The 12,527-nt window shown below is 73.5% G+C and carries 9 protein-coding genes; 3 read left to right on the plus strand and 6 right to left on the minus strand.

Features of this window, described 5'->3' with window-relative positions; translation table 11 throughout:
* Positions 1 to 155: 155 nt before the first annotated feature.
* From BJK06_RS05125 to BJK06_RS05140, 4 genes are all read right to left on the minus strand, one after another.
* On the minus strand, positions 156 to 3,137 hold the full coding sequence (locus BJK06_RS05125; RefSeq protein WP_070416980.1) for an AAA family ATPase: 2,982 nt from the start codon (positions 3,135 to 3,137) through the stop codon (positions 156 to 158).
* Complete coding sequence (locus tag BJK06_RS05130; protein WP_070416981.1) at positions 3,137 to 4,300, minus strand: exonuclease SbcCD subunit D; 1,164 nt, start codon at positions 4,298 to 4,300, stop codon at positions 3,137 to 3,139. The genes BJK06_RS05125 and BJK06_RS05130 overlap by 1 nt, the downstream gene beginning before the upstream one ends.
* Positions 4,301 to 4,361: 61 nt before the next feature.
* Positions 4,362 to 5,594, minus strand: coding sequence for a S24/S26 family peptidase (locus BJK06_RS05135; protein WP_070416982.1), 1,233 nt, complete (start codon positions 5,592 to 5,594; stop codon positions 4,362 to 4,364).
* A gap of 117 nt (positions 5,595 to 5,711) precedes the next feature.
* Positions 5,712 to 6,311 carry a hypothetical protein gene (locus BJK06_RS05140; RefSeq protein WP_070416983.1) on the minus strand — a complete coding sequence of 200 codons (600 nt, stop codon included), beginning with the start codon at positions 6,309 to 6,311 and terminating at the stop codon, positions 5,712 to 5,714.
* A gap of 236 nt (positions 6,312 to 6,547) precedes the next feature.
* Between BJK06_RS05140 and BJK06_RS05145 the strand changes: the two genes are divergently transcribed.
* Positions 6,548 to 7,114, plus strand: a complete 567-nt coding sequence (locus BJK06_RS05145) for a MarR family winged helix-turn-helix transcriptional regulator (protein ID WP_070416984.1) — start codon at positions 6,548 to 6,550, stop codon at positions 7,112 to 7,114.
* A gap of 36 nt (positions 7,115 to 7,150) precedes the next feature.
* The gene (locus BJK06_RS05150) at positions 7,151 to 7,660 is read left to right on the plus strand and encodes a DinB family protein (protein WP_070416985.1); all 510 of its coding nucleotides are present in this window, start codon (positions 7,151 to 7,153) and stop codon (positions 7,658 to 7,660) included.
* Positions 7,661 to 7,760: 100 nt separating this feature from the next.
* On the opposite strand, the gene BJK06_RS05155 is transcribed toward BJK06_RS05150, so the two are convergent.
* Positions 7,761 to 9,902 carry a DEAD/DEAH box helicase gene (locus BJK06_RS05155; protein ID WP_070416986.1) on the minus strand — a complete coding sequence of 714 codons (2,142 nt, stop codon included), beginning with the start codon at positions 9,900 to 9,902 and terminating at the stop codon, positions 7,761 to 7,763.
* Positions 9,903 to 10,171: 269 nt separating this feature from the next.
* Entirely contained in the window at positions 10,172 to 11,026 is an 855-nt protein-coding gene (locus BJK06_RS05160) for a PPK2 family polyphosphate kinase (protein ID WP_083295076.1), read from the minus strand.
* A 140-nt stretch (positions 11,027 to 11,166) separates the two neighbouring features.
* On the opposite strand from BJK06_RS05160, the gene BJK06_RS05165 reads away from it, so the two are divergent.
* A complete protein-coding gene (locus tag BJK06_RS05165) occupies positions 11,167 to 12,336 on the plus strand; it encodes an alpha/beta hydrolase (protein WP_070416987.1) in 1,170 nt (389 codons plus the stop codon).
* Positions 12,337 to 12,527: the final 191 nt, after the last annotated feature.

Raw genomic sequence — 12,527 nt, forward strand, 5'->3', positions numbered from 1 at the left:
TCGCACTGAGCGCGGGACCTCGCACGTTGGCGGGGCGGGTGCGTGCGCGGGGGCGCGTTCGTGCGCGGGCGCGGGCGCGGGCGCGGGCGCGGGCGCGGGCGCGGGGGCGGGGGCGCGTTCGTGCGCGGGCGCGGGCGCGGGCGCGGGCGCGGGCGTCAGACCGTGGTCGTCACCCGGGATCCGCCGTCGGACGTGCGCCGCACGGCGATGCGCTCCGGGATCCGCTGCTTGAGCTCCTCGACGTGACTGACGATCCCGACCTGGCGGCCGCCCGCGGTCAGACGAGACAACTGCCCGATCACGTCGTCGAGCGTCTCGGGGTCGAGCGTGCCGAACCCCTCGTCGACGAACAGCGTGCCGAGGGAGACCCCGCCCGCCTCGGCCTGGACGACGTCGGCGAGACCGAGCGCGAGGCACAGCGACACCGTGAAGGTCTCGCCGCCGGACAGGCTGCGGGGATCGCGCACGGTGTCGGTCGTCTGGTCGTGCACGGCGAGCGCGAGGCCCGTGCGCCGTGCACGTGAGCCGGACTCCCGCTCGTCGGAGGTCTCCAGCGTGAACCGGCCCGCGAGCATCGCCCGCAACCGGTCGTTGGCCGCGGCGACGACGTCCTCGAAGCGGCGCATGAGCACGTAGGTGCCGAGGGTGATCCCGGTGGGGTTGGCTGCTGCGACCCCGGCGGCGACGTCGGCGAGTCGCACCACGGCACGGCTGCGGGCGGACGTGTCGTCGCGGGCGCGGACCGCGGCGTCCAGCTCGGCTGCGCACCGTTCCGACGCGACGGCCTGGTCGACCGCCGACGTGGCCGCGCGGACGGCTGCCTCGGCCGCGGCTGCGGCTGCGATAGCGTCCCGTGCTGCGCGGGCTCCGGCGAGGTCGAGTGCTGCCGGGTCGTCGTCGGCCGCAGCGACGACCGCCGGTTCGGCGAGTCCCGCATCGACGACCGCGCGAGCCTGGTCGGCAGAGGCGACCTCGGCCCGGAGTGCTTCGGCGTCCGCTCGGTCGAGGACCCCGGCGCGGGCGGAGGCGACGTCGTCGAACCCCTGCTCGGCGAGGACCCGCTCCACCTCGGCCGCACGTTCGCGGACGTCTGCTGCTGCCGAGTCCGCGCGGCTGTCGGCCTGGAGCACCGCCTCGAGTCGACCGACGAGCGCGTCGAGCGACTCGACCCCCTGGCGCAGGGTCTCCGGCGCATCGTCGAGGTGTTCGGCCACGCGTTCGATCGCGGCCGACACCGCCGACTCGTCCTGCTCGAGGCGCTCGGCATCTGCTGCGGCTGCTCCGGCGAGGACGGCGCGTTCGGCGTCGACCTCGTTCCGCTGCCGTTCGAGGGTGCGCGTTCCCTCGTCGTGTGCGGCCCGCTGTTGTTCGAGGTCGCGCACGCGGACGGCCGCGTCGTGCGCCGCCGTGACGGCTGCGTCGGCCGCCGCCGCGAGGGCGTCGACGGTGTCGTCGTCGACGTCACCGAGGACCTGCACGAGCCGAGCGAGCTCAGCCCGTTCGAGTGCGAGGGCCGTCGCGGCGTCGCCGAGGGCTCGCTCGGCACGCCGGGCACGTTCGGCCGCGGCCTCGATCGCCTCGGTCGTGGGGTGGTCGTCCTGCGGTGTCGCGACGACCGGGTGCTCCGTCGCCCCGCACACCGGGCACGGGTCGCCCGGCAGGAGTGCGGCGCCGAGCTCTCCGGCGAGTCCGGCGATGCGGCGCTCCCGCAACTGCTGCTCGACCCGGACGAGCTCGTGGGCGGTGGCGCGGGCGGCGACGACGGTCTGCTCGGCACCCTGCACGCCCCGTTCGGACGCAGCCCGGGCGACGAGGTCGGCCCGGAGCGCACGCACACGCTCGACCTCGAGCCGGGCGGCCTCGGACCCGGCGGCCAGCGCGGCGGCGGCCCGGGCGTCCTCGACGATGCGGGCGCGTTCGGCGGGGCGGGCATCGAGCGCGGTGTCGAGCTCGGCGAGGCGTTCGGTGAGCAGGGTTCCGCGAGCGACGGCATCGGTGATCGCCTGACGCCTGCCGGGGAGCGCCCGTTCGAGGTCGATGCGGTGCCGGACCGCGGCGAGGCACTCGGTCACGGCGGTCCGCTGGTGGGCGAGGGCGTCTCGGTCGGTCGTCACGCCGTGCTGTGCGCGGAGGGCGTCCGCGGCCGCGGCCGCGTGGTCGGAGCGGGCGCGTGCGGCGTCGAGCCCGTCGGCGACGACCGCGACGCGGGCAGCACGTTCGCTCGACGCCAGGCGCACGCGGGCCGCGGCGACCCCGTCGGCACCCGCGTCGAGTTCCGCACGACGTGCGACGAGGACGGCGCGGCGGTCCAGTGCGGCTGCACGAGCAGTGACCGACTGCTCGTGCGCCGCCGCAGCAGCGGCCGCGTGCGACGCGGTGGCGCGAGCGGACTCGGCAGCGTCGGCGGTCGCTCGGAGTGCCGCGACGGTCGCGGGGACGTCGGACTCGTCCGGCTCGTCGACACCCGCGGCCTGGGCGAACCGGTTCAGGGCGTCGCGGACCCGGGCGTCGGCGCCCTCGACCTCGGCCAGGACGGCGCGACGGCGGACAGCGAGTTCGTCGGCCGTCCGGTCGTAGACCTGCGTGCCGAACAACGACTGCAGCAGCTTGCGGCGGTCTTCGCCGGGAGACCGCAGGAACCGGGCGAACTCGCCCTGGGGCAGGACGACGGTCTGCAGGAACTGCGCCTTGTCGAGGCCGATGATCCGGGCGATCTCGACCGCGACTTCTGGGATGCGCGAGGACATCGGCTCACCGGCCACGTCGGCCGGCCCGGCGAGGCGGAACAACTGCGCGGAGGCCTGCTGCTTCACGGTGCCGGTCCCCCGCTGCTTCGGGCGCTGGTACTGCGGCGTGCGTCGGACGCGGTACACACCGGCACCGGTCTCGAACACGAGCTCGACGAAGGGCTCGACCGCGGGGTCGGCGTGCTGGCTGTGCAACCGGTCGTCGCTCGCGTCGGCACCGGCCAGTCCGCCGTAGAGGGCGAACACCACGGCGTCGATGATCGTCGACTTGCCGGAACCCGTCGGCCCTTCGAGCAGGAACACCCCGGAGGCGGCGAGCGCGGCGAAGTCGATCGACACGAGTTCCGGGTAGGGGCCGATCGCGCGGAGTTCGAGCCGGTGCAGGTACATCAGCGGTCCCCCTCGCGCTGGAGGGCCAGGGCAGCCGCTTCGTACGCCTCGGTCAGGATCGCGCGGTCGTCGTCGTCCGGCACTGTGCCGGTGGCGAACGACACGAAGTCGGCTGCCACCTCGACCGGGTCGGACGTCGCCGTGACCGCACGGGCGGCGGCACGCTCGGCGCGGTCGGCCGGCTCGTGCGTGATGGCGAGGGCGTGGGGGAAGTGGTCCTTCACCCGGGCGTACATCCGTTCCGGGTGGACGGTGTCCGTCACGGCGACGCGGACCCAGGCGTCCGCCGCCGACCGGTGCGCCCCGGACTCGATCCCGTCGATCGTGGCCCGGACGTCGACGAGCCGCCGCGGCACGGGCGCCGGCACGAGCTCGGCCGTCACCTGCCCGGAGTCGTCGAGGTCGACGACCGTGACGGACTTCTGCTGGTGCCGCTCGCCGAACGAGAACGCGAGCGGCGAGCCCGCGTACCGCACGCGGTCGCCGTCCCCCACGCGCTGCGGCCCGTGCAGGTGCCCGAGCGCGACGTAGTCGATGCCGTCGAACACGGCACGCGCCACCCGGTCGACCCCGCCGACGCGGATGTCCTGCTCACTGTCGCTCGGTTCGGTCCCGCCGACGAACGCGTGGGCCACGACGACGCTGCGCGTACCGGGCCGCTGGGCGAGATCGGCGCGGACGCGGTCCATCGCCGCACCGACGACGGCCTGGTGCGAGCGGGCGAGCGGCTCGTCGGGCACCGCCGCGAGGGCGTACCGGGTGAGGTCGGGGTGCAGGTACGGGATGCCGTACACCGCGACGGGCCCGTCGGCGTCGTCGACGAGGACCGGGGTGGCGATGCCTGCGGGTTCGGCGAGGATCCGCACCCGCGGGTCCATCACGCCGGCACCGAAGCCGAGTCGTGCGGCGGAGTCGTGGTTGCCCGGGGTGATGACGACCGTGGCCGTCTCGGCCAGCCGTTCGAGCACCCGGGACAGCATCCGGACGGCGTCGACCGGCGGGATGGCACGGTCGTAGACGTCCCCGGCGACGACGACGAGGTCGACCGCACGCGCCCGTGCCTGGTCGACGAGCCAGTCGAGGAAGGCCGCCTGGTGCTCGAGCAGGTCGGCACCCAGCAGTGTGCGGCCGAGGTGCCAGTCGCCGGTGTGCAGGATGCGCATGCGGTCACGGTAGCGCCGGCCGGGGACATCGCCGGGTGCCCCGCGGCGACCTGTGGAGAACTCAGGCGCAACTGAGGTTGGTACCGATGAGGGCCGTCTGGATCCGGGCGGTCGCGGTGCTCGTCGACGTCCAGTTCCCGAGGTAGTTCACGCGGACGGTGACGGTGTACACCTGGCCGAGGTTGAGGAGACCGGAGCCGACGACGCGCACGGGCGAGGTCGACTGGGTGGCGAGCGCGGTCGTCCCGTTCATCACGGAGAACGAGGTCGCGGCCGGCCCGCCGTAGGTGAAGCCGATGTTCACGGAGCCGTCGCCGTTCGGCGTGCAGGCGAGCGCGGTGGCCTGCGGGACGGTGAGAGCGTCGAACGAGGTGGACGTGACGGTGGTCCGCGACCACGGCCCGGCGACGGCCTCTGCCGGCAGGAGGAACCCGGCCCCGCCCGCGAGCACGAGGACGGCGGCGGCGCCGCCGAGACGGCGGAACCGACGCGCTCGGCGGTCCGCGCGGCGGCGGGTACGGCGGCTCACGACGACGGTGGGGGCGCTGGTGGGGGCCGTGGCGACGCGCGGGACGGAGTCGACCCCCGCCTCCTGGCCGTCACCGGCACCGGCGCTGTCACCCACGCCGACGCCCACGCCGACACCGCCACCGTCACGGACACGGACGCCGCCAGCGCCACCGTCCGGTCCGCCACCCGCGTCGCGCGACGCGTCGTCGTCCGACGAGCGCCCCGCCGGACCGACCAGCCGCCGCAGCGATCCGTCGACCGTGCAGAGCGCGAGCACCGCGACCAGACCGAGTGCCAGCATCCCGACCTTGCCCCACTCCCCCGCGCGGAGCCAGACGATCGGCGCACCGACGAACGGGACCCGCAGGAACGCGACACCGTGGACGGCCGACGGTTCGACGGGCGTGGAGTCCTGCCGGGGGTTGGCATCGCCCTTCGTGACGATCGTGCCGCGCGGACCGTCCTCGACGTAGCGGTGCATGCGGAGGTGCCCGGGCTGGTCCGGGTCGTCGACGAGCAGGACCTTGCCCATCCGGACGTCCCCGGCCGACACCGGGCGGGAGACCACGACGTCGCCGGGGGTGAGCCGCGGCTCCATCGATCCGGTCATCACGGTCGTCGGCTGCCAGCCGATGACGGCGGGAGCAGCCGCCCAGAGCGCGAGCCCGAGCAGGGTCGCGACGATGCCACGGGCGAGCGTGGCCACGACGACGCGCCCCCAGTCGACGGCGTCACGGAGCGCGTCGTGCGGCGTGGGACCGCCGTGCACTTCGATGCTGACCATGACTGCCTTCGACCGGGGGCGCGTTGTCGGACGGTGACGGACGGGCCCGCATCGGGCTCGGTCCCGGACGTCACGCGGAGGACACGGGAGCGTCGATCACGCTCCCGTGTCGCCGGCTCAGCTGTTCTGGGCTTCCCAGGTGAAGCCGAGGGCCGCGGTGCCGCCCTGCACGGTGTTCGGTGCGGTGCTCGAGACGGTGTAGGTGAAGCGGTAGACGCGCGACTCCGAGCCGCTGCCGGTCGGGGCCCAGCTGCCGACACCCGTGGCGAAGTTGGTCGAGGCCGTGCCGAAGCCCGCGACGGTACCGCTGTAGAGCGTGCCGTTGGTCGACGCCGCGGTGAAGCCGGTGCAGGAGCCGAAGCCGCCGCCCGTGCCCTGCTCGACGGTGAGGTTGATGTTCGACGCGAGGGCGTTCGTCGTGGCCGCGTTCGTGCCGTAGAGCTTCACGGTCGAGGGCAGCGTGCCGGTCGAGGTGACCGTGATGCAGTTCGCACCGGTCGAGCCGGGCTTGAGGCCGGTCGCGTTGAACAGCGCGGTGTTGTTGTCGTCGTCGGTGAGCGCGACGCTGCCGGCCGTCCAGTTGCTGGTCGGGTTGACCGTGGTGGCCGAGAAGGCCGAGTAGGACGCGGTCGAGACGACGACACCCGAGGCCACGAGAGCGGCGGGGATGGCGATCCAGGCGGCGAGACGCGCAGCGCGCGGGGTGACACGGGACATGACGGAGCTCCTGATCCAAAGGGGCGCCGGGGTTCCGCGGTGGTTGGTCGCGACGGCGCCGTGGTTGCTACGACGATCAAGCTACTTGAGCGCCGTGTGGCTCACAAGGGAAGCTACACCCCCACAGTTGGGGGTACTTCAATCGGTGAGATACTTGTTCAATGAGCAGCACGACGGCATACCCGTGCCGTCCCGCCGATCGCGCAGGCGATCACCCTCCCGAGAAGAGCCGCCCGATGACGGACACCACCACCGCGCTCGCGCGACCCCTCGACGCCGCGCAGCTCCCCCCTGCCCCCGTGTCGCCGACCGTCAGCATCCCCGAGGTCGACCCGGACGGCGACGTCGCGACGCTGATGACGGCGTTCCGCGTGCTGCAGATGCAGCACGCGCGCGTCCTGCACCACGAGAGCTCCACCCGCGGGCTGAACGCCACGGACGCCCGGTTCGTGTTCTTCCTCGCGTCCGCCGACGGCGAGGGGATCACGCCGAAGCAGGCCGGCGAGTACCTCGAGCTCTCCACGGGTGCCATGACGAGCCTGATCGACCGGCTCGAGAAGCGCGACCACATCGAGCGTCGCCCGAACCCCGACGACCGCCGCAGCATCCTCCTCCACCTCACCCCGTCCGGGTCCGAGGTGGCGCGCGAGATCGGCGCCGTCTACTCGTCGGCGTTCCGCGAGGTCATCTCCCCCGGCGACCGCGCCGGCCTCGCCGACGCCTTCGACCGGCTCGGCGCTGCGCTCGAACGCCACTCGCGATCGGTCTCCGTCGCGGGGACGATCGCCGGCCTGCAGCCGTGACGAACGGTGTCGGACACCGCGCGTAGCGTTGCCGGCATGACCCCCTCAGAACTCCTCATCGAAGCGTTCTCCCGCGTCCCCGCCACGGTCGAGCGCGCCGTCAGCGGGCTGTCGGAGGACCAGCTGGCCGCACGTCCGGCCGCCGGTGCGAACACCCTCGCCTGGCTCGCGTGGCACATCGCGCGCGGGCAGGACGCCCAGATCGCGGACCTCGCGGGCACCGAGCAGGTGTGGACGGCGGACGGCTGGGTGGAGCGGTTCGGACTGCCGTTCCCCGCCGAGGCGCTCGGCTACGGCATGTCGCGGGACGACGTCGGACGCGTCCGTGCCTCGGCGGACCTGCTGGTCGGCTACCTCCGCGCGGTGCACGACCGCACGGTCGCCTACGTCGGCACGCTCGCGCCGGCGGACTTCGACCCGGTGGTCGACGACGCGTGGGACCCGCCCGTCACGCGGGGCGCGCGGATCGTCAGCATCCTCGACGACTGCACGCAGCACGCCGGGCAGGCCGGGTACGTGCGCGGGTTGCTCTTCTTCAACCGCTGACGCGGCGCATCGTGAGCAGGAATGGTTCTGCTCACCATGTGACGGACGGGAGGCGCGGTGCCAGCTGGCACCGCGCCTCCCGTCCTGCGTCCGCTCGCGACTACCGCGCGGCGAGCTCCGCGACGATCCCGTCACCGGGGGCGGCGTCGACGAGGTCCGCCTCGATCTCCGCGTGCTCGAGGATGCCCTCGATCTTGCGGCGACGGCTGCGCGGGACGATCGTGACGACGGTGCCCTCCTTGCCGGCACGACCCGTGCGGCCCGAGCGGTGCATGTACGCCTTGTAGTCGTCGGGCGCGTCGGCCTGCACGACGAGCGACACGTCGTCCACGTGGATGCCACGGGCGGCGACGTCGGTCGCGACGAGCACGTTCACGCGGCCGCTCGTGAGGAGCTGCAGGTTCCGCTGCCGGCGCGACTGGTTCAGATCGCCGTGGAGCGAGGTCGCGCGGATGCCGGCGTCCTCGAACTGGTCGGCGAGCCGCTCGGCGTAGGCACGGGTGCGGGCGAACACGATGGTCTTGCCGGCGCCGGCGACGAGCTCCTCGAGGAGCTGGTCCTTCTGGCGCTGCTCGACCACGAGCACGCGGTGGTCGATCGTCGACGAGGCCTGGTCCTCACCGGCGACCTCGTGGACGGACGGCTCGTGCAGGAACTGCTCGACGAGCGACGCGACCTGGGCGTCGAGCGTCGCGCTGAACAGGAGCTTCTGGGCGCGGTTGCCCTCGGGGGTGACCTCGGCCGTGGCGGAGAGGATCTCCTGCACCGGCTCGAGGAACCCGAGGTCGCACATGTGGTCGGCCTCGTCGAGCACGGAGATGACGACCTCGCTGAGGTCGAGCGTCCCCTTGTTCATGAGGTCCTGCACGCGGCCCGGGGTGCCGACGATGATGTCGACACCGCGCTCGAGCGCACCGACCTGGCGGCCGTACGGGACACCGCCGTAGATCTGCGTCGTGAAGAGGCCCACCGAGCGGGCGATCGGCTGCACGGTGCGGTCGATCTGCAGAGCGAGCTCACGGGTCGGCGCGAGGATGAGCGCACGCGGGGCGCGGCCCATCTTGCGCTTCGTGCCGCCGCCGTTCTCCATGAGCTTCTCGACGAGCGGGGCGCCGAAGGCGATGGTCTTGCCGGAGCCTGTGCGGCCACGGCCGAGCACGTCCTTGCCCGCGATCACGTCGGGGATCGTCGCTGCCTGGATCGGGAACGGGCTCGTCGCGCCGAGTTCGGCCAGGGCACGGGAGATGTTGCCGCCGATGCCGAGGTCGGCGAAGGTCACGCCCTCGACGTCGGCCGCGAGGGTCGCCTCGGCCTGGAGCTTCTCGAGCTTGACGTCGTCGGCGGGGACGAAGGGCTTGCGCTCGGTGTCGTCGCGGTCGAAGCGGCGCGGGGCGCGGTCGTCGCGGTCGAACCGGCGCGGGGCGCGGTCGTCGCGGTCGAAGTTCCGGCGCGGACGGTCGTCGGCGTCACGGCGGGGAGCGCGGTCGTCGCGGTCGAAGCGACGGGGAGCGCGGTCGTCGCGGTCGAACCGGCGGGGCGCACGGTCGTCGCGGTCGAACCGGCGCGGGGCGCGGTCGTCGTCACGGCGGGGCGCACGATCGTCGCGGTCGAAGCGACGGGGGGCACGGTCGTCACGGTCGAACCGGCGCGGGGCGCGGTCGTCGTCACGACGGGGCGCACGATCGTCGCGGTCGAACCGGCGGGGCGCGCGGTCGTCGCGGTCGAACCGGCGCGGAGCGCGGTCGTCGTCACGACGGGGCGCGCGGTCGTCACGGTCGAACCGGCGCGGGGCGCGGTCGTCGTCACGACGGGGCGCACGGTCGTCACGGTCGAAGCGACGCGGGGCGCGGTCGTCACGGTCGAAGCGACGCGGGGCGCGGTCGTCCCGGTCGAACGAACGACGCGGACGGTCGTCGTTGTCACGACGGGGCGCACGGTCGTCGCGGTCGAAGCGACGGGGAGCGCGGTCATCGCGGTCGAAGCGACGGCCACCACGGTCGTCACGCTGCGGGCGGCCCTGGCCACCGTCGCGCGGCTCCCAGTTCGGACGGCTCGGGCGCTCGCCCTGCGCCGCGCGGCCGCGACGCTCCTCGGCGTCCCAACGCTGCTTCTGCCGCGGAGCGGACGGGTCGGCGGCGCGGAAACCGCGGTGCTTGCTGCTGCGAGCGGCGGGGGTGCCGTTCGGGTGACGGACACGGTCGGAGGCGCGGTTGTCCGCGCCGCCCTTGTTGTACGGGGCCATGGCTACTTTCTCGGGGTGCAGACGTACCGCAGCGCCCGGCAGCGACATCGGCGGGGGCTTGCGTGCGGAGAGGGGGTTCTTCCCGTCGCGGATCGACGTGAATCCAGCCCTCGAGCAACACACACCCAAACGAAAACTCCGTGATCGCAATGTCACGGCGTCGAAGGCCGACCGAGTGAGTCTACGCGATCGGACCGTCGCTGGCCAGTCCACCGCCGGGCCGGGGCGGCGAGGCGGGGGTGATCCGTGCCTCCTGGACCGTTCGCGGGTCAGGACTCGGCGAGCCGCTGCCGCTGCTCGGCCACGTCGAAGTCCGCTGCGGGCCAGGTGAGCTGCATGTCCTCGAGCGTGCGGAGCAGGAGCTGCTGCACGGCGAGCCGGGCGTACCACTTGCGGTTCGCCGGGATGACGTACCAGGGGTTCGTCGCGGTCGAGGTGCGGTCGAACACCGTCTGGTACGCGTCCTGGTAGTCGTCCCAGAGCAGGCGCTCGTCGATGTCGCCGGGGTTGAACTTCCAATGCTTGTCGGGTCGGTCGAGGCGCTCACCGAGTCGTTCGCGCTGCTCGTCCTTCGAGATGTGGAGCATGACCTTGACGAGGCTCGTGCCCGACGTGGCGAGCTCGTCCTCGAAGTCGACGATGGCTCCGTAGCGGCGCTCGATCTCCTCCGGCGAGGCGAACACGCGGACCTTCTGGATGAGGACGTCCTCGTAGTGGGAGCGGTCGAAGACGCCGAGCTGGCCGGCGCCCGGGAGCTGTCGCTCGATGCGCCAGAGGAAGTCGTGCTCGCGTTCCTCGGCGTTCGGCGCCTTGAACCCGGCGTAGTGCACGCCGTTCGGGTCCACCGCGCCGACGACGTGCGAGACGATCCCGCCCTTGCCCGCGGTGTCCATCGCCTGGAGCACGAGGAGCACACGGCGCTGGTCACCGGCGGTCGAGGCGGCCCAGAGGCGCTCCTGCAGCGCGGACAGTCGGGAGGCCCCGGCGGCGAGCGCCTCGAGCCCGTCGATCTTCCGCCCCGGGAAGCCCGGGGTGCCGTCGGGGTCGACCCGGTCGAGGCGGAACCCCTCCTCGACGCGGAGCAGTGGTTCGGGGTCGGCGTTCCAGGCCTTGCGACGGCTCACGGGTCCTCCTGCGGGGTCGTCACCATCCTGGCACCGCCCGGCGGGTTCGTCCGGCGGTGGTCCTCGGGGCGGAGGAGGGGAGGGTCGGTTCCTCCCGTGGGTGGACGACGGTGCGCGGGGACCGGGTTACCGTTGATCCGATGAGGTCAGGCCGTCGCACGCTGCTCGCGCTCGTCGCCGCGGTCGTGGCGCTCGGCGCGGTCGCGTCGTGCAGCACGGACCCGGTCGGTGACGAGAACCGCACGGTGACCGCCGGACCCGTCATCTACCCGCTGTCGCTCCGGTACCACGGCATCGACGTCGTCGCCGACGTGCCGTACGGGTCGGACGCGCTGCAGCGGCTCGACGTGTGCCTGCCGGCGGACAGTGCACCGGACACCACGAGGACCCCGACGCCGACGCCGGGCGGGACGGCTTCCGCGACGCCGGACGATGTCGGGGCCGACGCGGCCGGGGACGGGAGTGCGAGTGGTGCCGGGACTGCCGCGGCCGGCGTCGCCGCTGCGGGGGCCGGGGCAACCGACGACGGGACCGGAGCCGGTGCTGGTGCTGGTGCCGGTGCCGGCGCCGGCGCCGGCGACGCTGCCGTTGCGGAGGCGGCCAGCGGCACGCGTCCCGCCGTCCTGATGATCCACGGCGGGAGCTGGTCCCACGGCGACAAGGCCACCGCCGCGTACCGATCGGTGTGCAAGTACCTGGCCTCCGAGGGCTTCGTCACGTTCAACGTCGACTACCGGCTCGCCCCGACGGACCCGTTCCCGGCCGGGCTGGACGACGTCCGACGGGCACTCGACTGGGTGTTCCGTCCGACGACGCTGTCGACCTACGACGTCGACAGCAAGCGGGTCGGGGTGTTCGGGGGCAGCGCCGGTGGGAACCTCGCGGCGATGCTGGCCGTGACGGACCACGACTCGACCGCCTACGCCGAGGGCGACCGGATCCGAGCCGTCGTCGACCTGAGCGGCCCCACGAACCTGACGACCCGTTCGACCGAGGCCGACGGCGTCTCCGCCGCGTTCCAGCGGAAGCAGTTGCTGTACCTCGGTTGCCGGACCTACTCGGACTGTCCGGCCGCGACCCGGGCGTCGCCGGAGTACCACGTGACCTCGGACACGGCGCCGTTCTTCATCGGCCACTCCACCGACGAGTTCATCCCGCTGTGGGAGTCGCAGGAGTTCGCGGCGACGCTCCGACGACATGACGTGCCGGTGACGTTCGTCGCGGTCGAGGGGTCGGCGCACTCCATCGCGCAGCTCGACGAGGCGATGAGCAAGCGCGTGGCGAGCTTCCTGCGGGAGCACCTGGACTGAGGCGCGGCCGCGCGTGGCTGGTGGCCGCCGCGGCCCCGAGTCTCGGTTCGGCGGACGTTCCTCGGGCGGTGCGGACGCGAAAGTGTCCGCGGGGCCGAGACTCGGGCACCGCACCGGCACCGGACGCACGTGCCCCGGCCGGGTGGCACCCGGAGTCGGGACTGCCGCTCGCCGCCCGCGCACCGCAGACT

Source organism: Curtobacterium sp. BH-2-1-1, assembly GCF_001806325.1.
In the GTDB taxonomy this organism is placed as follows: domain Bacteria; phylum Actinomycetota; class Actinomycetes; order Actinomycetales; family Microbacteriaceae; genus Curtobacterium.

What these genes read in the sequence shown, in the direction of transcription:
- BJK06_RS05140 (WP_070416983.1), bottom strand. Translation starts at nt 6,311, where the DNA reads ATGTCCCGTGTCACCCCGCGCGCTGCGCGTCTCGCCGCCTGGATCGCC.
- BJK06_RS05150 (WP_070416985.1), top strand. Translation starts at nt 7,151, where the DNA reads ATGACCCCCTCAGAACTCCTCATCGAAGCGTTCTCCCGCGTCCCCGCC.
- BJK06_RS05145 (WP_070416984.1), top strand. Translation starts at nt 6,548, where the DNA reads ATGACGGACACCACCACCGCGCTCGCGCGACCCCTCGACGCCGCGCAG.
- BJK06_RS05165 (WP_070416987.1), top strand. Translation starts at nt 11,167, where the DNA reads ATGAGGTCAGGCCGTCGCACGCTGCTCGCGCTCGTCGCCGCGGTCGTG.
- BJK06_RS05155 (WP_070416986.1), bottom strand. Translation starts at nt 9,902, where the DNA reads ATGGCCCCGTACAACAAGGGCGGCGCGGACAACCGCGCCTCCGACCGT.
- BJK06_RS05135 (WP_070416982.1), bottom strand. Translation starts at nt 5,594, where the DNA reads ATGGTCAGCATCGAAGTGCACGGCGGTCCCACGCCGCACGACGCGCTC.
- BJK06_RS05125 (WP_070416980.1), bottom strand. Translation starts at nt 3,137, where the DNA reads ATGTACCTGCACCGGCTCGAACTCCGCGCGATCGGCCCCTACCCGGAA.
- BJK06_RS05130 (WP_070416981.1), bottom strand. Translation starts at nt 4,300, where the DNA reads ATGCGCATCCTGCACACCGGCGACTGGCACCTCGGCCGCACACTGCTG.